General features: G+C 55.8%; 22 protein-coding genes and 1 pseudogene. 7 read left to right on the top strand and 16 right to left on the bottom strand.

Going from position 1 to position 25,493, the window contains the following annotated elements; genetic code table 11:
• Positions 1–7: 7 nt before the first annotated feature.
• Together pntB and IPZ49_RS04625 are read left to right on the top strand one after the other, a co-directional pair.
• The gene (gene pntB / locus IPZ49_RS04630; protein ID WP_022647939.1) at positions 8–1,396 is read left to right on the top strand and encodes a Re/Si-specific NAD(P)(+) transhydrogenase subunit beta; all 1,389 of its coding nucleotides are present in this window, start codon (positions 8–10) and stop codon (positions 1,394–1,396) included.
• A gap of 107 nt (positions 1,397–1,503) precedes the next feature.
• Positions 1,504–2,616 carry a mechanosensitive ion channel family protein gene (locus IPZ49_RS04625; protein WP_022647940.1) on the top strand — a complete coding sequence of 371 codons (1,113 nt, stop codon included), beginning with the start codon at positions 1,504–1,506 and terminating at the stop codon, positions 2,614–2,616.
• A gap of 38 nt (positions 2,617–2,654) precedes the next feature.
• Here IPZ49_RS04625 and uspE read toward each other — a convergent pair whose 3' ends face one another.
• From uspE to IPZ49_RS04595, 6 genes are all read right to left on the bottom strand, one after another.
• Complete coding sequence (uspE, locus tag IPZ49_RS04620; RefSeq protein ID WP_003857535.1) at positions 2,655–3,605, bottom strand: universal stress protein UspE; 951 nt, start codon at positions 3,603–3,605, stop codon at positions 2,655–2,657.
• A 137-nt stretch (positions 3,606–3,742) separates the two neighbouring features.
• Entirely contained in the window at positions 3,743–4,495 is a 753-nt protein-coding gene (gene fnr, locus IPZ49_RS04615) for a fumarate/nitrate reduction transcriptional regulator Fnr (protein ID WP_000611906.1), read from the bottom strand.
• A 183-nt stretch (positions 4,496–4,678) separates the two neighbouring features.
• Positions 4,679–5,194, bottom strand: coding sequence for a methylated-DNA--[protein]-cysteine S-methyltransferase (gene ogt / locus IPZ49_RS04610; protein ID WP_045622839.1), 516 nt, complete (start codon positions 5,192–5,194; stop codon positions 4,679–4,681).
• A gap of 9 nt (positions 5,195–5,203) precedes the next feature.
• Complete coding sequence (gene abgT / locus IPZ49_RS04605) at positions 5,204–6,730, bottom strand: p-aminobenzoyl-glutamate transporter (protein ID WP_045622841.1); 1,527 nt, start codon at positions 6,728–6,730, stop codon at positions 5,204–5,206.
• Positions 6,731–6,776: 46 nt separating this feature from the next.
• Entirely contained in the window at positions 6,777–8,222 is a 1,446-nt protein-coding gene (locus IPZ49_RS04600) for a M20 family metallopeptidase (RefSeq protein WP_063145988.1), read from the bottom strand.
• Entirely contained in the window at positions 8,222–9,532 is a 1,311-nt protein-coding gene (locus IPZ49_RS04595; protein WP_063145987.1) for a M20 family metallo-hydrolase, read from the bottom strand. Before IPZ49_RS04595 ends, IPZ49_RS04600 begins: the two co-directional genes overlap by 1 nt.
• 175 nt (positions 9,533–9,707) lie before the next feature.
• Here IPZ49_RS04595 and IPZ49_RS04590 point away from each other — a divergent pair, with 175 nt between their 5' ends.
• Both IPZ49_RS04590 and smrA read left to right on the top strand, forming a co-directional pair.
• On the top strand, positions 9,708–10,619 hold the full coding sequence (locus IPZ49_RS04590; protein WP_046620072.1) for a LysR family transcriptional regulator: 912 nt from the start codon (positions 9,708–9,710) through the stop codon (positions 10,617–10,619).
• A 350-nt stretch (positions 10,620–10,969) separates the two neighbouring features.
• Positions 10,970–11,532: pseudogene (smrA, locus tag IPZ49_RS04585) on the top strand (DNA endonuclease SmrA).
• Positions 11,533–11,541: 9 nt separating this feature from the next.
• On the opposite strand, the gene IPZ49_RS04580 reads toward smrA, so the two are convergent.
• On the bottom strand, positions 11,542–13,200 hold the full coding sequence (locus IPZ49_RS04580) for a methyl-accepting chemotaxis protein (protein WP_023299980.1): 1,659 nt from the start codon (positions 13,198–13,200) through the stop codon (positions 11,542–11,544).
• A gap of 144 nt (positions 13,201–13,344) precedes the next feature.
• On the opposite strand from IPZ49_RS04580, the gene IPZ49_RS04575 reads away from it, so the two are divergent.
• The gene (locus IPZ49_RS04575) at positions 13,345–14,211 is read left to right on the top strand and encodes an aldo/keto reductase family oxidoreductase (protein ID WP_023299981.1); all 867 of its coding nucleotides are present in this window, start codon (positions 13,345–13,347) and stop codon (positions 14,209–14,211) included.
• Between the two features lie 47 nt (positions 14,212–14,258).
• Here the strand turns inward: IPZ49_RS04575 and IPZ49_RS04570 are convergent, their stop codons facing one another.
• The gene (locus IPZ49_RS04570; RefSeq protein WP_063145986.1) at positions 14,259–14,459 is read right to left on the bottom strand and encodes a hypothetical protein; all 201 of its coding nucleotides are present in this window, start codon (positions 14,457–14,459) and stop codon (positions 14,259–14,261) included.
• Between the two features lie 634 nt (positions 14,460–15,093).
• On the opposite strand from IPZ49_RS04570, the gene IPZ49_RS04565 reads away from it, so the two are divergent.
• Positions 15,094–17,523 carry a glucose/quinate/shikimate family membrane-bound PQQ-dependent dehydrogenase gene (locus IPZ49_RS04565; RefSeq protein ID WP_063145985.1) on the top strand — a complete coding sequence of 810 codons (2,430 nt, stop codon included), beginning with the start codon at positions 15,094–15,096 and terminating at the stop codon, positions 17,521–17,523.
• Between the two features lie 85 nt (positions 17,524–17,608).
• Here the strand turns inward: IPZ49_RS04565 and pqqF are convergent, their stop codons facing one another.
• From pqqF to IPZ49_RS04530, 7 genes are all read right to left on the bottom strand, one after another.
• The gene (gene pqqF / locus IPZ49_RS04560; RefSeq protein ID WP_063145984.1) at positions 17,609–19,885 is read right to left on the bottom strand and encodes a pyrroloquinoline quinone biosynthesis protein PqqF; all 2,277 of its coding nucleotides are present in this window, start codon (positions 19,883–19,885) and stop codon (positions 17,609–17,611) included.
• A gap of 5 nt (positions 19,886–19,890) precedes the next feature.
• The gene (pqqE, locus tag IPZ49_RS04555) at positions 19,891–21,033 is read right to left on the bottom strand and encodes a pyrroloquinoline quinone biosynthesis protein PqqE (protein WP_063145983.1); all 1,143 of its coding nucleotides are present in this window, start codon (positions 21,031–21,033) and stop codon (positions 19,891–19,893) included.
• On the bottom strand, positions 21,020–21,298 hold the full coding sequence (pqqD, locus tag IPZ49_RS04550; protein ID WP_003857508.1) for a pyrroloquinoline quinone biosynthesis peptide chaperone PqqD: 279 nt from the start codon (positions 21,296–21,298) through the stop codon (positions 21,020–21,022). The genes pqqE and pqqD overlap by 14 nt, the downstream gene beginning before the upstream one ends.
• Positions 21,299–21,300: 2 nt before the next feature.
• Positions 21,301–22,056 carry a pyrroloquinoline-quinone synthase PqqC gene (pqqC, locus tag IPZ49_RS04545; protein ID WP_023306095.1) on the bottom strand — a complete coding sequence of 252 codons (756 nt, stop codon included), beginning with the start codon at positions 22,054–22,056 and terminating at the stop codon, positions 21,301–21,303.
• 2 nt (positions 22,057–22,058) lie between these two features.
• Positions 22,059–22,976 carry a pyrroloquinoline quinone biosynthesis protein PqqB gene (gene pqqB / locus IPZ49_RS04540; protein ID WP_048965714.1) on the bottom strand — a complete coding sequence of 306 codons (918 nt, stop codon included), beginning with the start codon at positions 22,974–22,976 and terminating at the stop codon, positions 22,059–22,061.
• Between the two features lie 55 nt (positions 22,977–23,031).
• Positions 23,032–23,103, bottom strand: coding sequence for a pyrroloquinoline quinone precursor peptide PqqA (pqqA, locus tag IPZ49_RS04535; protein WP_002905689.1), 72 nt, complete (start codon positions 23,101–23,103; stop codon positions 23,032–23,034).
• 138 nt (positions 23,104–23,241) lie between these two features.
• Positions 23,242–24,261, bottom strand: coding sequence for a dipeptidase (locus IPZ49_RS04530; RefSeq protein ID WP_058678023.1), 1,020 nt, complete (start codon positions 24,259–24,261; stop codon positions 23,242–23,244).
• Positions 24,262–24,516: 255 nt separating this feature from the next.
• On the opposite strand from IPZ49_RS04530, the gene IPZ49_RS04525 reads away from it, so the two are divergent.
• Positions 24,517–24,963: a hypothetical protein gene (locus tag IPZ49_RS04525; RefSeq protein ID WP_022647956.1), complete on the top strand. Its 447-nt coding sequence runs from the start codon at positions 24,517–24,519 to the stop codon at positions 24,961–24,963.
• A 67-nt stretch (positions 24,964–25,030) separates the two neighbouring features.
• Here IPZ49_RS04525 and yajD read toward each other — a convergent pair whose 3' ends face one another.
• On the bottom strand, positions 25,031–25,378 hold the full coding sequence (yajD, locus tag IPZ49_RS04520) for an HNH nuclease YajD (protein ID WP_006808895.1): 348 nt from the start codon (positions 25,376–25,378) through the stop codon (positions 25,031–25,033).
• Positions 25,379–25,493: the final 115 nt, after the last annotated feature.

Raw genomic sequence — 25,493 nt, 5'->3', positions numbered from 1 at the left:
GTAGCATATGTCTGGAGGATTAGTTACAGCCGCATACATTGTTGCTGCAATCCTGTTTATTTTCAGTCTGGCGGGGCTTTCCAAACACGAAACGTCTCAGCAGGGAAATAACTTTGGTATCGCCGGGATGGCGATTGCGCTGATTGCCACCATCTTTGGGCCGGACACCGGCAACGTGGCGTGGATCCTGGTGGCGATGATCATCGGTGGTGCGATTGGTATTCGTCTGGCGAAACGCGTTGAAATGACCGAGATGCCGGAGCTGGTTGCTATTCTGCACAGCTTCGTGGGTCTGGCCGCGGTGCTGGTGGGCTTCAACAGCTATCTGTACCACGAACCGGGTCTGGAACCGATTCTGGTGAACATCCACCTGACCGAAGTGTTCCTCGGCATCTTCATTGGTGCGGTGACCTTCACCGGCTCAATCGTGGCGTTCGGCAAACTGCGTGGGAAGATCTCTTCCAAACCGCTGATGCTGCCTAACCGCCATAAGCTGAATCTGGCAGCGCTGGTCGTTTCCTTTGTGCTGCTGGTGGTCTTCGTGCGTACCGAAAGCGTAGGCTTGCAGGTGCTGGCGTTACTGGTGATGACCATTATCGCGCTGGCCTTCGGCTGGCATCTGGTGGCGTCTATCGGCGGGGCAGATATGCCGGTAGTCGTCTCCATGCTGAACTCCTACTCCGGTTGGGCAGCGGCAGCAGCAGGCTTTATGCTGAGCAACGACCTGCTGATTGTCACCGGTGCGCTGGTCGGTTCTTCCGGTGCGATCCTGTCTTACATCATGTGTAAGGCGATGAACCGCTCGTTTATCAGCGTCATCGCGGGTGGCTTCGGTTCTGACGGTTCATCAACCGGTTCTGATGAGGAAGTGGGTGAACACCGTGAAATCAGTGCGGAAGACACCGCAGAGATGCTGAAAAACTCGCATTCCGTTATCATCACCCCGGGCTATGGCATGGCGGTGGCGCAGGCGCAGTATCCGGTGGCGGAAATCACCGAGAAACTGCGCGCCCGCGGTATCAAGGTTCGCTTTGGTATTCACCCGGTGGCGGGGCGTCTGCCAGGCCACATGAACGTGCTGCTGGCGGAAGCGAAGGTGCCTTACGACATCGTGCTGGAAATGGACGAGATCAACGATGATTTCGCCGACACCGACACCGTGCTGGTGATTGGCGCCAACGACACCGTTAACCCGGCGGCGCAGGACGATCCGCGCAGCCCGATTGCGGGTATGCCTGTTCTCGAAGTGTGGAAGGCGCAGAACGTCATTGTCTTCAAACGCTCTATGAACACCGGCTATGCTGGCGTGCAGAACCCGCTGTTCTTTAAAGATAACACCCACATGCTGTTTGGCGACGCCAAAGCCAGCGTGGATGCGATTCTGAAATCTCTTTAATTCCGCTTCATCCTGACAAACCGCCCCTGGGGGCGGTTTTCTTATTTCTGCGGTCAGCCATTCTCCTCTGTCTATACTTTACCCTTTGTGTAATACGAGGAGGTGTAATGCAATTTCTGTCCCGCTTTGACATCATCGCGCTGATGATGACGCCATCATTCTGGATTGGCGTCGCCACGGTAGTCTTTGTAACTCTGCTGGTGTACTGGCTGCTGACGCGCCTGATCGCCTTTGTTAAGAAAGGGATCACCACCTGGGGCGACAAGCATCCCACCACCAACCGGATGCGTTTTATCCTGACGGATATGCTTAACCGCACCAGCCGCTTCCTGCTTTTTGTCGTGGCGCTGCTGTTCAGCCTGCGTTTCGTCGACTTACCGGATCATCTCTTTGGTACCGTGAGCCACGCCTGGTTCCTGGTCTTCGCTATCCAGGTGGCGCTGTGGATGGATCAGGGGGTGGTGTCGTGGCTTCGTCACGTCATGCTGGCGCCGGGAAGCCATAAAAACCCGGTGACGCTGGTGATCACGGGGCTTATCCTCCGTGCCATTGTCTGGTCAGTGATGCTGCTGTCTATTCTTGCTAACGCGGGCGTCAACATCACTGCTCTGGTTGCCAGCCTTGGGGTAGGGGGTATTGCTATCGCCCTCGCGGTGCAAACGATCCTGAGCGACGTGTTTGCATCGCTCTCCATCGGTTTTGATAAGCCGTTCGAAATCGGCGATTTTGTGGTGTTTAACGATGTCGCCGGGACGGTAGAGCACATCGGCCTGAAAACCACTCGTATCCGTAGCCTGAGCGGGGAGCAAATTGTCTGTGGGAACGCCATCCTGCTGCAACAGACGCTGCATAACTACAAGCGGATGCAAACGCGCCGGATCGTCTTTACCTTCGGGGTCGCCAGCGACACGGCGCCGGAAAAACTGCGTTCAGTGGGTGATATGGTCAAACAGATCATTACCGACGTCGGGGAAACGAAGTTTGACCGCGCCCATTTCCTGGGCTTCGATCGCGATCGCCTGACCTTCGAGGTGGTCCATATCGTTAATACGGCGGATTACAACAAGTACATGGATATTCAGCAGGAGATCAATATTCGTATTCTGGAGGGGCTGAACCAGCAGGAGATCAAGCTGGCGCTGCCGAGCATGGTTCTGCACGCGCCCTGGATGAATGCTGGCGACGAGGCACCGGCGCAACGGTTGAGCGAAGCGCAATAAAAAAAGCCCGCCGTTACCGGCGGGCTTTCATTTTGGGGTCAATCGTCTTCCTCATCGTCCAGTTCAACCGGCGTCTGATACTGATCCGGTTTGATAACCAGAAGGTCGCAGCGAAGATGGTCGATCACCTGCTCGGCGGTATTACCCAGGAACGCGGCAGAAATACCGGTCCGGCCAATGGTGCCCAGCACCACAATCCCGGCCTGCAAATGCTCCGCCAGATCCGGAATAACCTCTTCCGGTAACCCTTTTTCTACGTGGGTCATGTTCTCATCGATACTGAATTTCTGGCGCAGCGCTTTCATGGCCAGCAGATGCTGACCGCGAATCGCATCGTTATACACGCTCGGGTCAAATTCAGGCAGCTCGATGGCGATATTGATTGGCGTAACCGGATAGGCTCCCACCAGATGGACTTCAGTGTGGTTAACCTGGTCGGCAAGCTGAAGGGTCTCCTTCACCAGCTTCTCGTTCAGCGAATTGTGATAATCCTCTTCGCTGGCCAGATTAACCGCCACGACGGCTTTCCCGCCCTCAGGCCACGGCTGATCTTTCACCATCCATACCGGACAAGGGCATTTGCGCAGCAGGTGCCAGTCGGTCGGGGTGAAAATCACGGATTCCAGTTTGTCATGCTGGTGCGCCATTTTCAGCAGCAGGTCATGCCCACCGGCCACCACTTCCTGAATAATGGCTTCGAAAGGGCGGTTGTGCCAGACCACCTTGATATCGATAGGTACGCCCGCTTCCAGATAATACTTCGCCTGCTCGCGGATCCACGCGGTACGCTGGCTGATCACTCCCTGACGCATAGCGGTGCGCTCGTCAGGCGACAGAAGGGTGGTCATCTCGTATGAGAAGTCATAAATCGGCAAAAAGGCTTTAATTTTGCCACCAATCCGTTGATGTAAATACACAGCACGTCGTAATGCTGGCTGATCGTCCTGATTCGGATCGATAGCCACCAGCATATTTTGATACTTTGCCATACAGGTCTCCTTACTACTGTCACCACAGTCTGTAAGTAAAAGAGTAACCTATATATCTTGAATGAAACAGGGGGGAAGTTTTTGCCAGATCAATAATCATGAAAATTTATCGACCTGGCATAAGATATCCGGGAGAGTTATGCCACGTTACGTGAGTGACCCGCCAGAATGGCCAGTGCTTCACCGTTTTCAATGGTGATGTACTTACCTTTAACCGCCAGCATTCCGCTCTTCTGGAAACGACCCAGCAGACGGCTGATGGTTTCCACGGTCAGGCCCAGATAGTTACCAATATCGCCACGCGTCATGGTCAGACGGAATTCGCGTGGGGAGAAGCCACGTTCCGCGAAACGGCGGGAGAGGTTATAGATAAAGGCGGCCAGACGCTCTTCGGCATTCTTTTTGGAAAGCAGCAGGATCATATCCTGATCGCCTTTGATCTCACCGCTCATCAGACGCATCATCTGCTGACGCAGGTTCGGCATCTTACCGGACAGATCGTCCAGCGTTTCAAACGGGATTTCACAAACCATAGAGGTTTCCAGCGCCTGAGCAAAGCTCGGGTGATGGCCACTGCCGATGGCGTCAAAGCCGACTAAATCGCCCGCCAGATGGAAGCCAGTGATCTGCTCGTCACCCTGTTCGGTAATGGTGTAGCTTTTGATGGTGCCAGAACGGATAGCATAGAGCGATTTCAGTTCGTCTCCCGCTTTAAACAGCGTCTGCCCTTTCTGAATAGGCTTTTTGCGCTCGATGATATTGTCAAGCTGATCGAGTTCGTGCTCATTCAGAGTAAACGGGATACAGAGCTGGCTGATGCTGCAATCCTGGCAATGGATAGCACAACCGCCAGACTGAATGCGTCGTATAATTCGCTTTTCCGGGATCATAGGTTTGCTCAAGCCTTAATTGATATTGGTCAATTTTAACATCTTTTTGGTAAGGACGTAAGTCTGGCAAACCCCCAATAAAGACAAGAGACGGCAGCGTGTTGCCATCTCCTTGAAATTCCACAGAATGATTAAGGATTATGAACCTAACAGGAAGAAAATTAAGCACAAAAAGCCTGGGAATTACAGCAGAAAATACCCTTCGTGACGCAGCAGCCACTCTTTGCGCTGTACGCCCCCGGCATAGCCGGTGAGGGTGCCGTTGCGCCCAATCACGCGATGGCAAGGCACCACAATGCTGACGGGGTTAGAGCCATTTGCCGCACCGACCGCGCGCGCCGCACCGGCACGGCCAAGCTGTTCTGCCAGCTGACCGTAGTGCATCACCTGCCCGCAGGGAATATTACGCAGCGCCTGCCACACCTCGCGCTGGAAAGGGGTACCCGCCGTGGCGGTTGGCAGGGTATTAATAATGCTGAGATCGCCCTCGAAGTAGGCCGTCAGTTTATCGCTCAGCCCGCCAGGATTATGGGCAGTAATACGCTCGTAACCCTCGGCGCGATAATGGATGTTGAGCAGCTCAACCATCCGGTCGCTGTGCTCTTCCCATTCAACCGCGCGCAGATTGAACGCTTCATCCGCGATAACCCACAGCGGCCCCAGCGGCGTCGCAATCTTATCTTCGAGTAATCTCAGCATCAGTACTCCTTAGTTCAGCCTCGGGTAAACACCCGGTCCAATCGGCAGGCCGACAAGATACCACGCCACCAGCATCACCAGCCATACCCCTAAGAAGATAAGCGGATAGGGCAAGACCAGCGAATAGTAGGTACCCAGCTTAGCCTCCGGTCTGTAGCGTTGCAGGAAGCCTAAAAACAGCGGAACGAAGGGTGACACGGGCGCCAGCGGGATCACCGAAGAATCGGCGACACGGAACAGGATCTGGGCGAACGCCGGATGAAAGCCGAGCATCATAAACATGGGGACAAAGATGGGGGCCAGAATCGACCAGATGGCCGACCCGCTGGCAATAAACATGCACAGCAGGGACGACAGCAGCGCCAGGCCGACAAACGCCGGAACCCCGCTCAACCCCGCCGCCTCCAGCGCGTCCGTCAGGCTCACGGCCATAAACTTGCCCATGTTGCTCCAGTTAAACATGGCCACAAACTGCGCAAGCGGGAACACCATCACGATAAAACCCGCCATCTCCTTCATCGGCTCGATCATCAGGTGCGGCAGATCTCCCTGACGGCGGATTTTACCGGTAGCGATGCCGTAGGCGAGCGAAACGACGAAGAAGAAGAGAATTATCAGCGGCACAATACCCTGAATAAACGGCGAGGGAAGTACGGTGTGTTTGATTGGATCGCGCAACACGCCATTCTCCGGCACCACCATCAGCGCCACAGCCGCAATGAATGCCAGCGAGACGATCCCGGCGACGCGCAGGCCGAACTGCTGCTCTTTGCTCAGCGTCTCCAGCTTTTCATCGCTCCGGCCTTCCCATTTACCCAGGCGCGGCTCAACGATCTTATCGGTAATCAACCCCCCGACAATCGTCAGGACAATCACCGAACTGGCCATAAAGTACCAGTTGTCGATCACGCTGACGTGCATGGCCGCATCGATGGTGCTGGCTGCCTCCGTGCTGATGCCGGAGAGCAGCACATCTGTGGTCACAATAAGCAGGTTAGCGGTAAACCCACAGCCGACGCCCGCGATCGCCGACAGCAGGCCCGCAACAGGATGACGGCCAACGGCGAGGAAAATCAGCGCCCCCATCGGCGGCATGATCACCAGCGCCGCGTCGGACGAGATATGGCTGAAGAAGGCAATAAACAGCACCATATAGCTGGCATAACGCGCGCTGACGTGCGAGGCCATTTTCACCATCAGCGCGGGCAGCAGACCCACGCGTTCGGCCAGACCCGCGCCTAACACCAGCGCCAGGATGGCGCCCAGCGGCGCAAAACCGCTGAAGTTTTTAATCACGTTCGGCAAAAACCAGTGCAACCCCTCCACGCTGAGCAGATTTTTTACGGCCACCATGCTGCCGTCGGCCGGGCTGCGCACGCTCACATCAAAGGCGGACAGCACGGCTGTCGCGACCATCAGGATGACAATTAAATAGATAAAAAGCAGGAAAGGGTGCGGCACTTTATTGCCGATCCTTTCAACCCAGCCATAGAGCTTACCGGATGGGGAATGCGAAGGTATGGATGACATACTCATGGGCGTTCCTCGGGACTGTTGTTGTGTTGTGTTGTGTTGTGTTTTTTTATTTTAAAGGTGACGGTGTCACGTTCTGTGGGATCGGACACTCGTACGGTTTTTGTGTTATGTGTTGTTCAAATTCTTCACGACATTTTCGCAGCAGGTCGGCATCCTGAAGCAGATGCAGCGCGGTCGCCCCCATCACTTTTCCGGCCAGCAGCATGCCTTTATGGGCAATAGAGGTACGCCCCTGCGCCACCAATTGCCAGGTATGCAGCGGGGTGCCGACGGTAAAACAGGGGCTAAAGCACTGTGCGACAGGCATCTTCCAGCTGACATCCCCCACGTCGGTGGAGCCAGCCAGCACGTTATCGGTGATGGCGTAAGGGGCAACTTCATCCACCAGCAGCGTCTCCTGATGGCGTCGGGCAAAGGCTTTTCCCTCTTCGGCTCCCGTTGCGGCAATGTTTTTCAGGCTGTTTTGCAGGTCGTTTGCCGTGAGCGTGGCGCGGATTTCACGGGCAAATTCGCGTTCTTCTTCCGTCCAGTCCGGCGTGCCGTAATGCTGCAATGCGCGGTACATGGCCGCTTCGAGCGTACGGTTCGGCAGATAGCTGGAGCAGGCTTTATCAAAGCGACACTCGACAGTGGTTTCGGTCATCATCGCCGCGCCTTTGGCGATTTTCTCGATGCGCGCGTAGATCTGCTGCGCATCGGCCATCTCCGGGGCGCGGATCAGGTACAGCACTTCTGCCTGGGCCTGCACCACGTTAGGCGAAATTCCGCCGGTATCGGTGATGGCGTAATGAACGCGCGCTTTTTCAATGATGTGTTCGTTGAGGAAGTTTGTGCCGGTGGTCATCAACGTCACGGCATCCAGCGCGCTACGTCCCAGATGTGGGGAGTTTGCGGCGTGGGCGGCGATCCCCTTAAACCGCCAGGCGGCCTGAATATTGGCCAGCGTGCTGACGTTAAACATCCCGGCAAAGGCTTCCGGATGCCAGGTCACGGCAGCGTCCACGTCGTCAAATAATCCTTCACGCACCATAAAGGTTTTACCGGAGCCGCCTTCCTCGCCGGGGCAGCCGTAAAATCGTACCGTTCCGCTGCCGCCGTGCTGTTCCAGCCAGCTTTTCACCGCCACCGCACCGGCAAAGGCAGCAGTACCCAACAGGTTATGCCCGCAGCCATGGCCGTTAGCCCCCGGGGTGGCGGATTGCGCCGTCGCGCAGTGCGCCTGCTGGCTCAACCCGGCCAGGGCGTCGTATTCGCCCAGAAGGGCGATAACGGGCTTGCCGCTGCCGTAGCTGGCAATAAAGGCGTTGGGAATGCCTCCGGCTTCCCGCATCAGGGTAAAGCCCTCGGCTTCCAGCGCGCTGGCAAGCCGTTCGGCGGACCAGAACTCTTCAAAGCGCGTTTCGGGATGATCCCAGATGTCGTCGGCAATATCGGTAAACGTCTGACATCGCGTGTCGATGGCATCAGCGATAAAAGCGTAGTTCTCCTGCATTACACACCTCGCGTCCACGGGAAATTAAGCGCAGTTCGCGCCAGTGTTTCGATGGCAACGTTCATCACCTGCTCATCAAAATCGAATTTTTCGTTGTGATGTCCGGCGCTCAGTTCGGTGCCGAAGACCATATACGAGGCCATGCCGCCGTTCTGCTGCACGCGGGCCATCATTAGCGTGGCATCTTCGGAGCCCGCAGGCGCTTTGACCTTATTAATGGCATGAGTCACGCCGTGCACCTGGCTTGCCTGTTCGCGCAGATAATCGACCCAGGCCGGGGTGGGGGCACTGGAGGTCGCCGCCCCCATCAGGTTTATCCCGGCTGTTACGCCGTAGAGTGCTGCCGCGCCGGTAATCACCGCCTGCGCGCGCTCAAAGACATACTGATTAATAGCCTCGCTTTCACCGCGGGTTTCAACCTTAAGCAACGCATCAGCCGGAACCACGTTGCGTCCGCTGCCCGCCTGCATGACTCCGACGTTAACCCGGGACGCGCCTTCGCTGTGTGGCGCGATGCCATGCAGCGCGATAGCGGCCTGGGCCGCCGCGAGCAGGGCGTTACGGCCCTCTTCCGGTTTACCGCCAGCGTGTGCGGCAACGCCGGTAAAGCGCACGTCAAATTTGGTGGTCGCCATGAAGTTATCGCTGCCGCAGATCACCGTCCCTTCCGGAACGCCGGTTCCAATATGAATGGCGGTAAAGTAGTCCACGTCGTCCAGCGCCCCTGCAGCGACCATAGCGCGGGCGCCGCGCGTACCCTCTTCGGCAGGCTGGAAGATCAGTTTGATGGTGCCGTTGAGCTGGGCTTCATGCTGCTTAAGCACCTGCGCCAGCCCCAGACCAATGGTGGTGTGGCCGTCGTGCGCGCAGGCGTGCATCATGCCCGGGTTGCAGGAGGCAAAACCGTCGCGGTACGGCCGGTGGCTGTCGTCATGCGCTTCGCTCAGATCAAGCGCATCCATGTCCACGCGAAAGGCCAGCGTCGGGCCGGGGCGACCAGTATTCAGGGTCGCGACAATGCCGGTGAACCCGCCTTCGAACGGCGCGAGCCATTTCTCCGGTGCGCCTTGCGCGCGGGCGCGGGCAAATTCCCGCGCCAGGGTTGCGTCATCGGGCAACCCCATCCGGCTTTCGGCATCCACGACATCGCGACCCATCGCCAGCTCGTAACCCAGCGAGTCCAGGATCTCCGAGACTTTCGCGGCTGTGCGGAACTCCACCCAGCCGGATTCCGCGAAATGGTGAAAATCGCGACGCCATGCGCTCAGTTGGGGGGATAATGTGTGGATGTACTGCGCCAGTGCGTTCATATCTTTTCCTGTCATCATTAAAATATGTGAACTGCTTCACGCTGTGATAGTTTTTACTTATCACTAAGCGATTTTTCACAGTTTTAACCGTTCAGGAATTACCCTCGCACATCCGATTCCATTAAAGTAGATGACAGTTTCTTTACTCTGATAAACAACGGTTATCGGTCGGGCTATGTCATTTCAGATTAAATTTCATCAAATTCGGGCTTTTGTCGAAGTGGCGCGTCAGGGCAGTATTCGCGGAGCCAGCCGGGTGCTGAATCTTTCGCAGCCCGCGCTGACTAAATCCATTAAAGAGCTGGAAGAGGGCATGGCGGCACAGCTGTTTGTGCGCCGGAGTAAAGGTGTCGCCCTGACCGAGTGCGGGGAAGGGTTTTATCACCGCGCTAATTTGATTCTGGAAGAGCTTCGCGCAGCGCAGGATGATATCCGTCAGCGTCAGGGGGAGCTGACCGGGCAGATCAATATTGGGATGGGTGCCAGCGTGGCGCGCAGCCTGATGCCCGCCGTTATCTCCCGTTTTCATGCGCAGCATCCTCAGATCAAGGTGCGGATTATGGAAGGTCAGCTGGTATCAATGATCAATGAATTACGCCAGGGTGAGCTGGACTTTACCATCAATACCTATTATCAGGGGCCTTACGATCACGAATTTACGTTTGAAAAACTCTTTGAGAAACCTTTTGCGGTATTTTGTCGGGAAGGACATCCGGCGTTGGGGGCTACCTCTATTAATGAACTTCTTCATTATAACTGGACAATGCCAACGCCGCGGGGAAGTTATTATAAGCAGCTTGAGGATATATTTCATCATCGCTCGCAGATACCGCGTATTGGCGTCGTTTGCGAAACCTTTTCGTCCTGTATTAGCCTTGTCGCACAAAGTGACTTCCTGAGCGTGCTGCCGCAGGAGCTGGGCTGCGACCCGCTGCTGGCGCACCGGTTGGTCATGCTGCCGGTTGTGGAAACACTTCCCAGAGCGGCCTATTATTTAATTCAGCGCCGTGATGCACGCCAGACGCCCCTGGCTGAATCATTAATTACACAATTCAGAAGGGAAGCGAGAAAAATAGTTTTATCGTGAAATTGCCAAAGAAAAAATAGAGCCTGTCCGACATCAGACAGACCCTACAGTACACACAGCAGTGCGTCCTTTCGCAAATCCTGGGTATTATATCCATGAGGCAGGTATATTTAGGTATAACATCTTTCCTGAAAAAAGAAAGGCGGCACGTCATTGGTTTTACAAAATTTCAACGCAAATCACTTATTTTAACTCTGCTGTAGTTTTAGTTAAGTAATATTTAAATAACTTTAATGGTAGCTATATATATTCATCAGATTAATATTTATCTTGCCCCTTGCGGTAAGGGTTATTGAGGCCCCTGCCCGGTGCAGGTATAGTACAAGCCCCGATGTGCCCGGAGGATTTCCATGAACCCTGACGACAAATCACTTTTTCTTGACGCCATGGAGGATGTCCAGCCCCTGAAACGCTGCACCGATATCCACTGGCGCAAAGCCGTAATACCCGGGTTCGCCAGGAGATCGATACCGAGCAGCTCGACAACTTTCTCACACTGGGTTTCCTGGAACTCTTGCCGCTTGAAGAGCCGCTGATGTTCCAGCGCGAGGGCGTTCAGCAGGGCGTTATTGACAAGCTGCGCTCGGGTAAATACGCCCGACAGGCCAGCTTAAATCTGTTGCGTCAGCCCGCCGAACGCTGCCGCCAGATGCTGTACGCCTTCATTCGCCAGGCCTGCCGCGACGGTTTACGTAACCTGATTATCATTCACGGAAAGGGCCGCGAGCAGAATTCGCACCCGAACGTGGTGCGCAGTTATCTTGCCCGCTGGTTAACTGAGTTCGAGGACGTGCAGGCTTTCTGCGTGGCGCTGCCGCATCACGGCGGCAGCGGGGCATGTTATGTTTCACTCCGAAAATCCGATGAGGCGAAACAGGAGAACTGGGAACGTCACGCCAAGCGCAGCCGTTAACGGTAAGGCCTAGAACGTCTCCCAGTTTGTGTCACCTGAGGCACTGACCGTGGCGGGACGCAACAGTTGCGGTGCTTTTGTATTTTTTGGCCGCGGAGCGGTGTTTTCCTGCATGTTCAGCCGGAATGCCGCCACGGCCTGGCGCAGCTGTTCAGACTGATCTTCCAGCGCCGCCGCCGCCGTTGCCGACTCCTGTACCAGCGCGGCGTTTTGCTGCGTTACGCTGTCCATCTGCGAGACCGCCAGGCTGACCTGTTCAATACCGCGGCTTTGCTCGTCAGACGCCGACGAGATTTCAGCCATAATATCGGTTACGCGTGTCACGGCCGCGACGATCTCTTTCATGGTCGCACCCGCCTCGCTCACCTGTTCCGAGCCGGTATTCACCCGGCTGACGGAGTTTTCAATAAGCCCTTTGATCTCTTTTGCCGCCTGCGCGCTGCGGCTGGCCAGCGTCCGTACTTCGCCTGCCACGACCGCAAAGCCGCGGCCTTGTTCGCCGGCACGGGCGGCTTCAACCGCCGCGTTGAGCGCCAGAATGTTGGTCTGGAAGGCAATGCTATCGATAACGCCGGTGATATGCGCAATTTGCTGAGAACTGTCGGCAATGTCATTCATGGTACGCACTACATTATTCACCACCTGGCCGCCGCGTGCGGCGGTTTCAGACGCATTCTTTGCCAGCAGCGTCGCCTGACGAGCGTTATCCGAGTTCTGTTTCACCGTGGCCGTCAGCTCTTCCATGCTGGCGGCGGTCTCTTCCAGCGAGGCTGCCTGCTGCTCGGTTCGGGCGGAAAGGTCGTTACTCCCGGCGGCAATTTCTCCTGCGCCCGTGTAGATAGAATCTGTGCTGCCGCGCACGGCGCTGACGGTGCTGACCAGCGACTGTTGCATCTCATGCAGACCGGCGGCCAGCTGGCCCATTTCGTTGCGCCCGGTAATCGCGACGTTTTGCGTCAGATCGCCGCTCGCGATGGTGCGAATATGGTTCATGATGGCGTTGAGCGGTCTCAGGAGCAGGTGCTGTAAACCCTGCCAGATCACCACCAGCACGGCGATAACGGTCAGGAAGATCGCCGCCAGCGTCCACTGCATCTGGGTAAAGCTGTTCTGGTTCTCTTCGGCGGCGGCTTTCAGCAGGACGTTGTTTTCCGCGCGCCAGCGGGTATAGACCGCCTCCATCTCATCCTGCGCCTGCTGGGCGTCCAGGTCGCCATAGGCCTGATAGTTATCGGCGCGCAAGTACGCAATGGACAAGCGCATTACCTCGTGCATGTTCTTCCAGGCTTTCTGCATCTCTTCGGTGAGCGCGGCATTTTGCCCCTTCACCTGCGGAATCGCCTGCCAGTTTTTGTAATAGTCTTCGGCTTTGGCCAGCGAACCGTTCGCGGTGCCCAGCAGCGTATTGATTGCCGCGAGAGAGGCCGGGTCGCGCTGGTTTTTCAGGTAGCGGATCGCCACGCGGGTGACGGTAACGCGCGTTTTCACCAGGGTGTTCACACTGTCGCTGAGGCTCTCCTGCTGGGCATTAAGCAACCCGGAGTTCTGAAAGTTGTGACGATCGTTGTTAACGGCAGAGTAGAACAACCCTCCCGTGACAACTTGCAGCAGACAGAATATGGTGAGGGCAAAGATAATACCGGTAATCACGTGCAGATTTTTCAGCATGACGGTCATCCGTAATAGAAGAGGCAGGGTTACATCAATACTATCGTCGTAGCGAATTTAAACTTTAATTTTACTATTGCTTAACTAATGGTTTCGTTGGGGAACCTGTTGTAAACCCGGATCATTTTAATGAGGAAGGTCAGCATGAGCAGCATAGATAAATGCGGAACATTCACGCTCGGAACGCGTACGGTTAAACGGTTTGGCTATGGCGCGATGCAGCTTGCCGGACCTGGCGTTTTTGGTCCGCCAAAAGACAAAAATGCGGCGCTGGCGGTGTTGCGTGAAGCGGTAGAGTCGGGGGTAAATCACATTGATACCAGCGATTTTTACGGCCCCCATGTGACCAACCAGCTTATTTGCGAGGCGCTTCATCCGTACCGGGACGACCTTACGATTGTGACTAAGATCGGAGCCCGACGCGGCGAGGACGCCTCCTGGCTGCCGGCGTTTTCCGCCCAGGAGCTGACGCAGGCGGTGCATGACAACCTGCGCAACCTGAAGCGAGATGTGCTGGACGTGGTTAACCTGCGGATCATGTTTAGCGCCCACGGACCAGCGGAAGGCTCGATTGCCGCGCCGCTAAGCACCCTCGCGGAGCTGCAACAACAGGGGCTGGTTCGCCATATTGGGCTGAGCAACGTCACTGCTTCGCAGGTGGCTGAAGCGCAGAAGATGGTTTCCGTGGTATGCGTACAGAACATGTACAACGTGGTGAATCGCGGTGACGATGCGCTGGTAGATTCGCTGGCGCAGCAGGGGATTGCCTGGGTGCCGTTCTTCCCACTGGGTGGTTTCACGCCACTGCAATCTTCCGGGCTACAGGCGGTGGCGGATTCACTGGATGCGACGCCTATGCAGGTGGCGCTGGCATGGCTGCTGCAACGCTCGCCAAATATCCTCTTGATCCCGGGTACTTCTTCGGTGGCGCATCTGCGTGAAAACCTGGCGGCAGCCGATCTGGTATTGCCGCCTGAGGCGCTGGAGACGTTAAATACGCTGGTAGAGTAACCCAGACAGCAGCAAAAGCCCGGGGGGATTTTTCGGGCTTTTGGTGTTTATGACGCAATCTGATTCCTTTGGCGGTGAAGTGCTAACGCTTCCGCCACGATTTCCTGCTTACTTTTCCGTTTTTCATACGCAGTAATGCGGATGTACTCCATCAGCGCTGGATCGATGCGCGCACTTAACATCCTGAGATCGGCCTCCTTTGCTACACCGCGAGCAACACGCTTGTCGGGATAATCACGGGCTGGCATAGAAAACGTCCTCCAAAAATTGTCTTGTTAATTTGTGCTGTAAAATATGCGCTAGTCTTGGTGTAAAGTCAATGGCTAGTGAAGGCGCAGTGAATTACTGTTTTGATTTTCTGTGATTCAAGACTTCATTAAGTGATTTAATAGTGTTTGTATTGTCACTCTGTGAGTCCGCTTTGATGCGGAAAGTCACATTTTCAGTGCTGATAATGACGGAATGTTCAACGCACCAGACGCTCTAAAATTATTGATAATTTCTTCCTGAAACTTAACTCAGGTTTATCCCTGTGCTTATTCATGGTTATTGCTTAATTAAATCTTCTGTTTGAAGGCTCAGCTGTAAAAATCTGACGCTATAAGACCGGCCTTGGGGGAATCCTGATATTAATCCTTTAAGCAACTTCCGGCTGGTCATATATTCCAGCATAGGTGACGTAGTTAGCGATATTCGCTATTTTAACCCTGTTAAACCCATGTAATTTCGCTGGTTTTCATTTCTTCCGACATAATAGATTTTGTCTACGGTCTCTTTTTAATTTATGCTTCGCATACGAACAATTAGCGTTGTGCAGGGTTTTAACATCGTGGCAGTTAATAAAACCCTGCTTTATATAAAGTAATCAGGAGATTCATTTTTATGTCAGACAATAATCCCCGCCCATTGGGCTGGTTAGGCCCGTGGTGCCTGCTGGTGGGTGTGGTACTTCTTGTGACGGGGCTGTTTTTTGCCATCGGCGGTTTTAAACTGGTTTCCCTGGGGGGGAGTTGGTACTTTCTCATTGCCGGGGTTTTCACGCTGCTCTCTGCAATTCAGTTTTTCCGCCGCAAATCCTCTGCCGTAGGGCTGTTTGCTCTGGTGTTTCTTGGCACCCTGATTTGGGCATTTTTCGATGCCGGACTCGACTTCTGGCCCCTGGTTTCCCGATTAATGGTACCCGCCGGGCTGATGGTGCTGGCAGCAGCCACCTGGCCTGCATTGCGTAAGCGTGAAGGAAAACCGTCCTCTACGAAAGGGGCGATGGCGGTCTGCGCGGTCCTTATTATCGGCATGGGCGTCACCTTTGTTCAGATGTTTCAACCTCATCCGACCGTGCCGTTTAGCGGCGAAAAGCGCCCGCTGGTGCCGGTAAAAGAAGAGGCGAAACAGCAGAACTGGGATCACTACGGTAATACGGCTGGCGGTAGTCGCTTTGTGGCGCTGGACCAGATAACCCGTGACAACGTGAAAAACCTGAAACCGGTCTGGACCTACCATACCGGTGATATTCCGCAAAGTCCGGATGGCAATGGCGCAGAAGATCAGCAAACGCCGCTACAGGTAGGCGATCGTGTCTTCCTCTGTACGCCGCATAACAACGTGATCGCCGTGGATGCCGATAGCGGGAAAGAAATCTGGAAAGCGGAAATCAACGCTAAGTCTGCCATCTGGATGCGCTGCCGTGGCCTGGCGTACTTTGATGCCACCAAACCGCTGGCACAGCCAACGGTAGCCGGCTCCACACCGGTTCTGCCAGCGCAGGTCGCACCGGGCGCGGCATGCCAGCGCCGTATCCTGATGAATACCATTGACGGTAAGCTGATCGCGTTAGACGCCGATAACGGCAAATTCTGCCCGGATTTCGGCACTGACGGCAGCGTTAACCTGCATGAAGGAATGGGCGACGCGTCAGATCCAACCTATGTGTTGACGTCGGCCCCGACGCTGGCGGGTACCACGGTCGTGGTTGGCGGCCGCGTTGCGGATAATGTCAGCACCGATATGCCGGGAGGCGTAATACGTGGTTATGACGTGATCACCGGCCAGCTGCGCTGGGCGTTCGATCCGCGTAATCCGGATCCGAACTACGTTCTGAAGCCGGGCGAACACTACAAACGCAGCTCCGCAAACTCCTGGGCCCCTATGTCCTGGGATGCGTCGATGAATACCGTGTTTATCCCGATGGGAAGTTCCTCTGTCGACCTGTGGGGCGCTGACCGTATTCCGGAAGATCACAAATACGCCACCTCAATCCTCGCGCTGGATGCGACTACCGGGAAAGAGAAGTGGGTATACCAGACCGTGCATAACGACCTCTGGGATTTCGATATCCCGATGCAGCCGAGCCTGGTTGATTTCCCAACGAAAGAGGGCAACAAGCCCGCGGTGGTGGTGGGCACTAAAGCGGGGCAAATTTACGTTCTTGATCGCCTGACGGGTAAACCGCTCACTGAAGTGAAAGAGGTTCCGGTAAAACCAGCGGATATTCCACGTGAACAGTACCCGGCAACGCAGCCTCGCTCTGTGGGGATGCCGCAGATTGGCGCTGAAACCCTGAAAGAATCGGATATGTGGGGGGCGACGCCGTTTGACCAGTTGGCCTGTCGTATCAGCTTCAAATCAATGCGTTATGACGGTCTGTACACGATGCCGGGAACCGATATTTCCCTGAGCTTCCCGGGCTCGCTGGGGGGAATGAACTGGGGCAGTTTGTCCACCGATCCGAACAACCAGTATATCTTCGTCAATGACATGCGTCTGGGCCTGTGGGTTCAGCTGATTAAGCAAGATCCGCAGAGCGCGGTGGCAAACACGGGCGGTGAAGCCGTGAACGCCGGGATGGGCGCCGTTCCGATGAAAGGAACGCCGTATTCGGTCAACAAAAACCGTTTCATGTCACCGCTGGGCATTCCGTGCCAGAAACCACCGTTTGGCTCTCTCTCCGCCATTGACCTGAAAACGCAGAAAATCGTCTGGCAGGTGCCGGTCGGTACCGTACAGGATACCGGTCCGTTTGGGGTAAAAATGCGTATGCCAATGCCTGTCGGTATGCCGACGCTGGGCGGTACGCTGGCCACGCAGGGCGGTCTGGTCTTCATTGCGGGAACCCAGGATTACTACCTGCGCGCCTTTGATTCCTCTACGGGGGAAGAAGTGTGGAAAGCGCGTCTCCCGGTGGGTAGCCAGGGCGGACCTATCAGCTATGTATCACCGAAAACCGGCAAACAGTACATTCTGATCTCTGCTGGTGGTGCACGCCAGTCGCCGGATCGTGGTGACTACGTGATTGCCTACGCGCTGGATAAATAACAGCAAAATAAGCAACCTGGCCCCGTCGAAGTACGGGGCTTTTTTTTGACTAAAAACACGGATATGAAGAAAGCGGCGGGTCCGGTCAGCCCGTTAAAAGCACCCGCCAGCGACGGCGATGGCGAGTCATCTCGCGCCATAGTGCGATTATCTCGTCATGTTGCAGGGCATCAACAGCCTGCGGCGTTAACACCGGTAAACCATAGCGCTGGCGCAGGGCGGCTACTGCCGTGGCGCTGGCATTCATCGGTGACCGGATTTGCATCGCCAGCTGCTGTCGCAATACGCTGAACGCCGTCTCATCGCACAGAGTCAGCTCACGCAAAAATTGTTTGCAGCAACCCAACAGGTTCACGGGAGAGCGGTCAGGCGACTGTAACGCCAGCAGCAGGCCATCGCGATCGGCAATACGCTGATAACGACAGCTGACTACGTAGCCAATCTGCTGTTCCACGCGCAGGCGCTGGAAAAATTGCGGTTCGCAGCATAATGCCAGCAGCCGCAGCGCGGCGAGCGACGCGCGCGGCGGCAGGGGAATAAACACCAGCAGCGCCGAATCCGCGCTGGCGTGCGGAATGTGTTCGATCCCGCCGGGACAACCGCTTAATGGCGTCGGCTTAGCGTTAACCGGCGCCCGGAGCAGGCCAAGCTGCCGGGCTAACCCGTGCGCGTGCGCGACGCTGCCGCCAACTAGCGCCGCCAGCCAGCCGTCCCGTGGCGGATCCGATGCCAGACGTTCAGGCAATTGCTGAAGCAGCTCACGGATGGCAATGCCTTCTGGCACTGGCGTAAGAGCCGGGGCGGGGTGGGAGAGGCGATCGATTATCGCCCCGATGATGTGTTCCGCCGTAGCTACAGCGTCAGGAAGCCGCAGGGTGAGCTGCCAGCTACCGTCAACCGTTTGCCACTCGCCGCTGCCGTCAATATGGCGCAGTTCAGCAAGAAGAGGGCGTAACTGTTTGCCCATCGCCACCCCCTGCGCCCGTTCCAGGCACGAATAAAAAGGCCTGCGCAGGATCAGCGTTGGCGGTTGTGTCTGCGCCGACAAATGCAGCAGCGGAGCGGCTTCTGACGTCGGGGCTGGCGTAACATACCTGGCAGTCTGCGGGTAGAAGGAAAACGCGATGGGGCTATCATCTGCAACCGGCTGGCGACGCCAATGGCTAAGCGGCAGAGCAAACCCCTGGCTGGCGATAATTTCAGCGGTTTCAATTTTTTTGCAGGCCAGATACGAGGTGGGCGCCGCCAGTAAATCGGCACAAAAGGCGGAAAAACTTACGGGCGCCGCACCGGGCGCAAAACCGAACGCCCGCTGGCGCAGCTGCTCCAGCGTCGGCAGGGCGCTGAAACGCTGATGTGCCAGCCGATAATAATGCCGCTGCTGCTCATCCGTCGTTTGCTGTAGCGCCCGTAGCCAGTGGGTAATATGCGGGTCAACCTCCTCGGGTCGTTCGCTATCAACCGTTAGCGCCAGCCAGCCGTTATCGTTATCCTGATAAAGCCAGTTCAGGGCGACATCTTCTGCCAGCCCGCGCGCCCGCAGCCCGGCAATCAGGCTTCCGGGGGCGTCGTCCAGTAAAAACTCCCGAAATAAGGTGACGTTGTCACTTTTTCGAATTAACGGACAACGCCACAGTGCGGGTCGCTCTGTCACTGCCAGCTGAAAATCTGCTTCAGCGCTAAGACGCAACGGGGGAGCGGTTTCAGGCATACCACCAGAAGCAAAACCGGACGCAAACGTATGGGCAAGCTCGGCCAGCGCATCCAGCTTTTGCGGCCCTTGCAGCCACAATTGCAGGTGTCCGGCCACATAATAGCGCCGATGAAAGTCGCGCAACGCGGTTTGCAGCGATCCCGGGCCCTGCCCCAGAGAATCCTTGCAACCCACCTGAAAACGGCGGAAAACTGTGGGTTCTTCCATCGCGTGGCGTGCCGCCGCTTCGCGCCTGGCGGAATCATGCTGCTGGATGAGCCGGTTTTCCGCATCAATGACCGCCACTTCGCGCTGTATGTCATCGCATGAAAGCAGCGGCGCCTGCAACATATCCCGCAGTCGCGCGACGCCGTCGGACAGGTTATCGGCCGCCACATCGAAGAAAAATGCGCTGTGGCGAGCCAGCGTGGTGGCATTGACGCTACCGCCCTGACGCTGGACCCAGGCCATGAGTCGATCGTCGCCCTGATAGCGCTGGCTACCGCGGAACAGCAGGTGCTCAAGTAAATGCGCAAGACCGGCGAAGCGCGGTGGCTCGTGATGGCTTCCGGCACTCACGCGCGCCAGCGCCGCCGCGCGTGTCGCCTGCGGCTGATGCACCAGCGTTGCGCGTAAACCGCCTGCCAGCTCCACGATGCGGGTGGTCATTATCGCTACAGTTCCCGGGTTTTATAGATAAGCTGCGAACGGGTACGGTTGCGGAACTGAAGCTGGCCGATTTTCATGTCGTTACAGGCTGCTTCGCGTCGCGCGTCCAGAATTTTATGATGATGCGGCGATTTGCTGCACACCGGATCGGCGTTATCAGCATTCCCGGTGAGCATAAAGGCCTGACAGCGGCAGCCGCCGAAGTCCTTCTCCTTTTCATCGCAGGAGCGGCACGGCTCCGGCATCCAGTCAAACCCGCGATAGCGGTTGAAGCCGAAAGAGTCATACCAGATGGATTCCAGACTCTGATCAAGCACCGAGGGGAACTCCACCGGTAGCTGGCGCGCGCTGTGGCAGGGCAGCGCCGTGCCTTCCGGGGTCACGCTGAGGAAAATCGACCCCCAGCCGCCCATACAGCCTTTTGGTCGCTCTTCGTAATAATCAGGGGTGACGAACAGCAGGTTGGTCAGATTGCCGCTGGCGGCCATTTTTTGCCGATAGTCGGCAACCACGCGTTCCGCGCGGGCGATCTGTTCTCGCGTCGGCAAAAGGCCCTGACGATTAAGGAACGCCCAACCGTAGAACTGGCAGGTGGCAAGTTCGACGTCGTCGGCGTCCAGTTCAATGCACAGCTCGATGATTTTATCGATCTGGTCGATGTTGTGCCGGTGCAGGACGAAATTCAGCACCATCGGGTAATCGCGCGCTTTGACCGCTTTGGCCATCGCCAGCTTCTGCTGGAAGGCTTTTTTATTCCCCGCCAGCGCGGCGTTGAGCACTTCATCGCTAGCCTGGAAGCTAATCTGGATATGGTCCAGACCGGCCTCGCTGAACGCGTCGAGCTTGCTTTCCGTCAGGCCAATTCCCGAGGTGATCAGGTTGGTATAAAAACCGAGATCGCGGGCGGCGCGGATCAGCTCCGGCAGATCTTTACGCGTCAACGGTTCGCCGCCGGAAAAACCTATCTGCACGCTGCCCATCGCCCGCGCCTGGCGGAAAACCTCAATCCACTGTTCAGTGGTCAGCTCCTGATCCTGCCGGGCAAAGTCCAGCGGGTTAGAGCAGTAAGGACACTGTAGCGGACAGCGATAGGTCAGCTCCGCCAGCAGCCACAGCGGTGGATTGACGGCGGGTTTATTCTGGCTCACGGAAAATAATCCACTTCTGTTGATAAGCGATTTGCAGGAATTCTACGACGTCGTCATCCACGCCGCCGGCTTCCGGGAACCGTTCGTTGAGTATGGCAATGATGGCCGCCGCGTCGCGTTGGCCATCGACCAGTTCGAGGATTGCGGCCGCGGTCTCATTGAGTTTAGCCATGCCTTCCGGATAAAGGATGACATGGCTGTCCTGAGCGGCTTCCCATTGCAGGCGATAGCCGCGACGAAAGGCGACGATGGAGTTTTTTTGCATGCTTATACCAGTCGGGTTGTGTGCCAGGCCGCTTTGTCGGTGACCGTGTGATAAGGCGGACGCTGTAGCGCGTAGGCCATGGTCATCGCGTCGAGCATCGACCACAGGATATCGAGTTTGAACTGAAGGATCTCCAGCATCCGATTCTGCTTTTCTGCGCTATCGCAGTAACTCTTCGCCAGCTCCAGACCGTGTTCAACGTCGCGGCTGGCCTGGCTGAGGCGGCTACGAAAATAAAAATAGCCTTCCTCTTTGATCCACGGATAGTGCTGCGGCCAGCTGTCGAGACGCGACTGATGAATTTGCGGGGCAAACAGTTCGGTGAGCGAACTGCATGCCGCCTCCTGCCAGTTGGCGCGGCGGGCGAAGTTAACGTAAGCGTCCACGGCAAAACGAACGCCGGGCAGCACGTGGCGTTCGCTGATTAAGTCGTCGCGGCTAAGCCCTACGGCTTCGCCCAGCTGTAGCCAGGCTTCGATCCCGCCGTCATGACCGTTGCTGCCGTCGTGATCGAGGATCCGCTGCACCCATTTGCGACGCGTGTGCGGATCCGGGCAGTTCGCCATAATGGCCGCGTCTTTCAGCGGGATCGTCGTCTGGTAGTAAAACCGGTTCGCCACCCAGCCCTGGATCTGCTCGCGGCTGGCCTCGCCGTTATGCATCGCGATATGGTACGGATGGTGAATATGATAGTAGGCGCCTTTCGCCCGGAGGGCGTGTTCAAACTCTTGCGGCGAGAGCGTTTCGCGAATGTGCATAGTTAGTCCTGAAGCGTGATGGTCATCCCGTCCCAGCTCACTTCAATTCCCTGCTGCGTGAGGGCGTGACGCTGCGGCGACTGCTCGTTAAGGATCGGGTTAGTGTTATTAATGTGAATCAGAATCTTGCGCTTTGCCGGCAGTGAGGCCAGCAGCGCCATCATGCCGTGTTCATCGCCGAGCGCCAGATGGCCCATATCGCGGCCGGTATTGCGCCCGACGCCAGCGGCCTGCAGTTCATCGTCCTGCCAGACTGTGCCGTCAATCAGCAGACAGTCCGCTTTTTTAAGCCACGGCAGGATGTCGTCATCGGGTTCACCGAGACCCGGCGCGTAGAACAGCGTCTGACCGTTGCGGCGGTTTTCGATAAACAGCGCCACGTTATGCCCCGGTAGCGGGCGGTCGCGCCACGGCGAATAGGGCGGTGCGTTACTGGCGATGGGGACAGCGGTAAACTGCAAATCAGGGCAGGCTTCCACGCTAAAGGCGGTGAGCGGCGCAATCGGATGATGGACCAGGCCGCCGTTCCAGTGCCGGAGCATGGTAAAAATCGGGAATCCGCTGGAAAGATCTTCATGCACCTCCGGCGTACACCATACCTGATGCGGACACCCTTCGCGCAGACTGAGCAGCCCGGTGGTGTGGTCAATCTGGCTGTCGGTGAGAATAATGCCGCCAATATGCGTGCCGCGCAGAACCTCTTTCTTATTCAGTTCTGGCGTATGGGCAATCTGCTGGCTGATATCGGGCGAGGCGTTACACAGTATCCACTCTTCGCCGTTATCGCTGACGATGATCGACGACTGGGTGCGGGGGGTCGCCTGAAGGGTACCGTTGCGCAAACCCTGACAGTTGGCGCAATTACAGTTCCACTGAGGGAAACCGCCGCCGGCGGCGGAACCGAGGACTTTAATAAACATGAAGATAGGCCAGGTAGTAAAACAAAAATGCCCGCACGGATGGCGGGCTGAGCGATTAGCGGTTGGAAATGTACAGCGTCACTTCCAGGCCAAGACGTAAATCAATAAAAGCAGGTTTCTTCCACATCGTTTTTTCCTCTTTAAAAATGCAGCACCAACACCATTGTTTGTGCCAGTTTTGTGATGGTCATCAAATAATGCGTCACAGTGGGGCAAAGCTCAACCCGAAAGATGTAAGGAATTAACGTAATGTTTACAACGTAACCTATTGTTGCCAAACATTTTGCAATACCTTTTGCCAGTTGCCCCACAGCAGCTTATTCAGCACAAATTGATCATAGCCGCTGTCACGCAACGCGCTGATTAGCCGCGGTAAACCACTCACATCATGCAAATCATCAGGTAACGTGATGCCGTCAAAATCGGAGCCCAGCGCAACATGATCTTCGCCCATGATGTTAATAAGATAGTCGATATGGCGAACGATTGTGCTCAGCGGGGTATCGCTATCGCGTTTACCGTCGGCGCGCAGAAAGGCGTTGCCGAAATTGACCCCTGCCACGCCGCCGCTGTCGCGGATAGCCAGCAGTTGCCGATCGGTCAGATTACGCGGTTGCGGGCACAGCGTATGGGCGTTGGAATGGGTGGCGACCAGCGGTGAAGAGGAATGACGAGCAGTATCCCAGAACGCCTTTTCATTCATATGAGAAACGTCAATCAGCATGTTCAGGGCGTTAGCGTGCTTAATGAGGGCGATACCCTCTGCGGTAAGCCCTGGGCCGCTGTCCGGGCTGCCGGGAAACGCCCCGTTAACGCCGGTGCCAAAACGGTTAGCAATGTTCCAGAAAGGCCCAATGCTGCGCACGCCAGCGGCATAGAAAGCCTGTAGATCGCCACCCTCGCCGTCAAAACCGCCCGCACCCTCAATATGCGCCACCATCGCCAGCACCTTATCCTGACGGCAGCGTTCGATATCTGCCGCGCTCAGGCACAATCGCGCCCGCCCATCGGAGTGTGCGACAAGCTGCTTGAGGATCGTCAACTGCTGCCAGAGAATGTCGATCGGTTGCCACGGCTCGCTGGCGTAGTGCGGCGCCATGCGGGCGATATACTCCTGCGGCGGCACGAACAGCGCGAACAGCCCGCCGGAAAATCCGCCTTGCTGCATGCGCGGATAATCGAGGTGTCCGTTCTCAATGCCGGAAAAGAAGGCCTTTACCGGATCCTGGCGATGATGAAGCCATAAATTAAGCAACAGGTCATTGTGACCATCAAAAATCGCCATAGCGCATCCCACTGTTTTTTATTGCTGAAAAAGTTGCCTGGCACGATAACTGATTTGTCCTGTCCGGCAAGGAGAAACTTACAACTTAGCAGCAATTGTTAATATCACTTAACCCTGAGGAGATCCGCACATCATATTGCGTGGCGAGATAAGAGCATTTCCCGTTCCATCTGCGATTGCATCGCGTACGTTCCCTGAGCTACAGGGCTACGCTATACTTCGCCACTTTGAGTTATGCGTGGCAGGTAACGAAATATGCGGGAGAGCATTAATTTTCTTTTCGTGGTGCTGTCTTTCACGGCACTGATTATGCTGATGCGCTTTTTCATCAGGCGTATTCGGCATCCAAAGCGCATCGTTGCCGACAGCCGGGGAATGAAAAAAATCTCTACCCATCCTTCCTGGTTTGGCGGATCGTCAGGTAAAACCTACTTTTATGATGAGCAGTATTTATACGAGGTCATAAATAGCGTCACCCGTAAAATTGAGCTGGCGGCTATCGTAAAAATTAAGCCGGGCTCGACAGTGGTAAATAACAGGCGGATCTGGTCTGTGAGCTATCTTGAGGGAACCCGTGAAAAACAGGTGCAATTTTATAATAATCTGACGGTGTTTAATCAAAACTTTGCTGCGTTTTTAGAGGCTGTAAAACGCGTGAATCCTGAAGCCGATATTAAGGCCGTCTCCTTGTTCAATCTGTGACTGGAATACATTACCTTTATCTTTCTGACTGCCCATACGGCAGGTATGGGCAGTAAAGCCGCCGATATTACTTCTTCTTGTTCATCATCGCCTTGAGATCGGCAAAGGGGTTAAACGTGGCGACACCCACGTCTTTTTGCGCATCCTCACCTGCGACAACGGTGGTGCCATACTGATCCGCTTCGGTGTACTTTGAGTGTTCGTGGTCATGGCAAAACAGGCACAACAACTCCCAGTTACTGCCATCTTCCGGATTATTGGTGTGATCGTGGTCGATATGGTGGACCGTGAGTTCACGAAGATTCGAATACACAAACTCCCGCGAGCAGCGTCCACAGACCCACGGGTAAATTTTTAGCGCTTTTTCACGGTAGCCGCTTTCCAGCCGTGCGTAGTTTTTGGGGATCAGAGCCATTGCTGATGTTACCTGTTAAAAAAGAGAATAGTTCACACTATATCCCATTTTGAGATGCCAGGAGAATGCCTCCTCTGCGGGAAGGCAGCGTGCGATTTGCGTATTTCTGTCAGTT

Origin of the sequence: Enterobacter cloacae complex sp. S2 (genome assembly GCF_015159675.1) — a bacterium.
Lineage (GTDB): Bacteria > Pseudomonadota > Gammaproteobacteria > Enterobacterales > Enterobacteriaceae > Enterobacter > Enterobacter intestinihominis.
Note: the sequence above shows the minus strand (reverse complement) of the source record. Positions and strands in the feature narration are given on the sequence as shown.

Excerpts from the sequence above, each read along its gene's own strand:
- uspE (WP_003857535.1), bottom strand. The coding sequence starts at position 3,605 with ATGGCAAAGTATCAAAATATGCTGGTGGCTATCGATCCGAATCAGGAC.
- IPZ49_RS04600 (WP_063145988.1), bottom strand. The coding sequence starts at position 8,222 with ATGCAGGAGAACTACGCTTTTATCGCTGATGCCATCGACACGCGATGT.
- IPZ49_RS04595 (WP_063145987.1), bottom strand. The coding sequence starts at position 9,532 with ATGAACGCACTGGCGCAGTACATCCACACATTATCCCCCCAACTGAGC.
- pqqB (WP_048965714.1), bottom strand. The coding sequence starts at position 22,976 with ATGTTTATTAAAGTCCTCGGTTCCGCCGCCGGCGGCGGTTTCCCTCAG.
- IPZ49_RS04575 (WP_023299981.1), top strand. The coding sequence starts at position 13,345 with ATGAGCAGCATAGATAAATGCGGAACATTCACGCTCGGAACGCGTACG.
- IPZ49_RS04565 (WP_063145985.1), top strand. The coding sequence starts at position 15,094 with ATGTCAGACAATAATCCCCGCCCATTGGGCTGGTTAGGCCCGTGGTGC.
- IPZ49_RS04570 (WP_063145986.1), bottom strand. The coding sequence starts at position 14,459 with ATGCCAGCCCGTGATTATCCCGACAAGCGTGTTGCTCGCGGTGTAGCA.
- yajD (WP_006808895.1), bottom strand. The coding sequence starts at position 25,378 with ATGGCTCTGATCCCCAAAAACTACGCACGGCTGGAAAGCGGCTACCGT.
- abgT (WP_045622841.1), bottom strand. The coding sequence starts at position 6,730 with ATGAGTATGTCATCCATACCTTCGCATTCCCCATCCGGTAAGCTCTAT.
- IPZ49_RS04580 (WP_023299980.1), bottom strand. The coding sequence starts at position 13,200 with ATGCTGAAAAATCTGCACGTGATTACCGGTATTATCTTTGCCCTCACC.
- pqqF (WP_063145984.1), bottom strand. The coding sequence starts at position 19,885 with ATGACCACCCGCATCGTGGAGCTGGCAGGCGGTTTACGCGCAACGCTG.
- IPZ49_RS04525 (WP_022647956.1), top strand. The coding sequence starts at position 24,517 with ATGCGGGAGAGCATTAATTTTCTTTTCGTGGTGCTGTCTTTCACGGCA.
- fnr (WP_000611906.1), bottom strand. The coding sequence starts at position 4,495 with ATGATCCCGGAAAAGCGAATTATACGACGCATTCAGTCTGGCGGTTGT.
- pntB (WP_022647939.1), top strand. The coding sequence starts at position 8 with ATGTCTGGAGGATTAGTTACAGCCGCATACATTGTTGCTGCAATCCTG.
- pqqC (WP_023306095.1), bottom strand. The coding sequence starts at position 22,056 with ATGCACATTCGCGAAACGCTCTCGCCGCAAGAGTTTGAACACGCCCTC.
- ogt (WP_045622839.1), bottom strand. The coding sequence starts at position 5,194 with ATGCTGAGATTACTCGAAGATAAGATTGCGACGCCGCTGGGGCCGCTG.
- IPZ49_RS04530 (WP_058678023.1), bottom strand. The coding sequence starts at position 24,261 with ATGGCGATTTTTGATGGTCACAATGACCTGTTGCTTAATTTATGGCTT.
- IPZ49_RS04590 (WP_046620072.1), top strand. The coding sequence starts at position 9,708 with ATGTCATTTCAGATTAAATTTCATCAAATTCGGGCTTTTGTCGAAGTG.
- IPZ49_RS04625 (WP_022647940.1), top strand. The coding sequence starts at position 1,504 with ATGCAATTTCTGTCCCGCTTTGACATCATCGCGCTGATGATGACGCCA.
- pqqD (WP_003857508.1), bottom strand. The coding sequence starts at position 21,298 with ATGCAAAAAAACTCCATCGTCGCCTTTCGTCGCGGCTATCGCCTGCAA.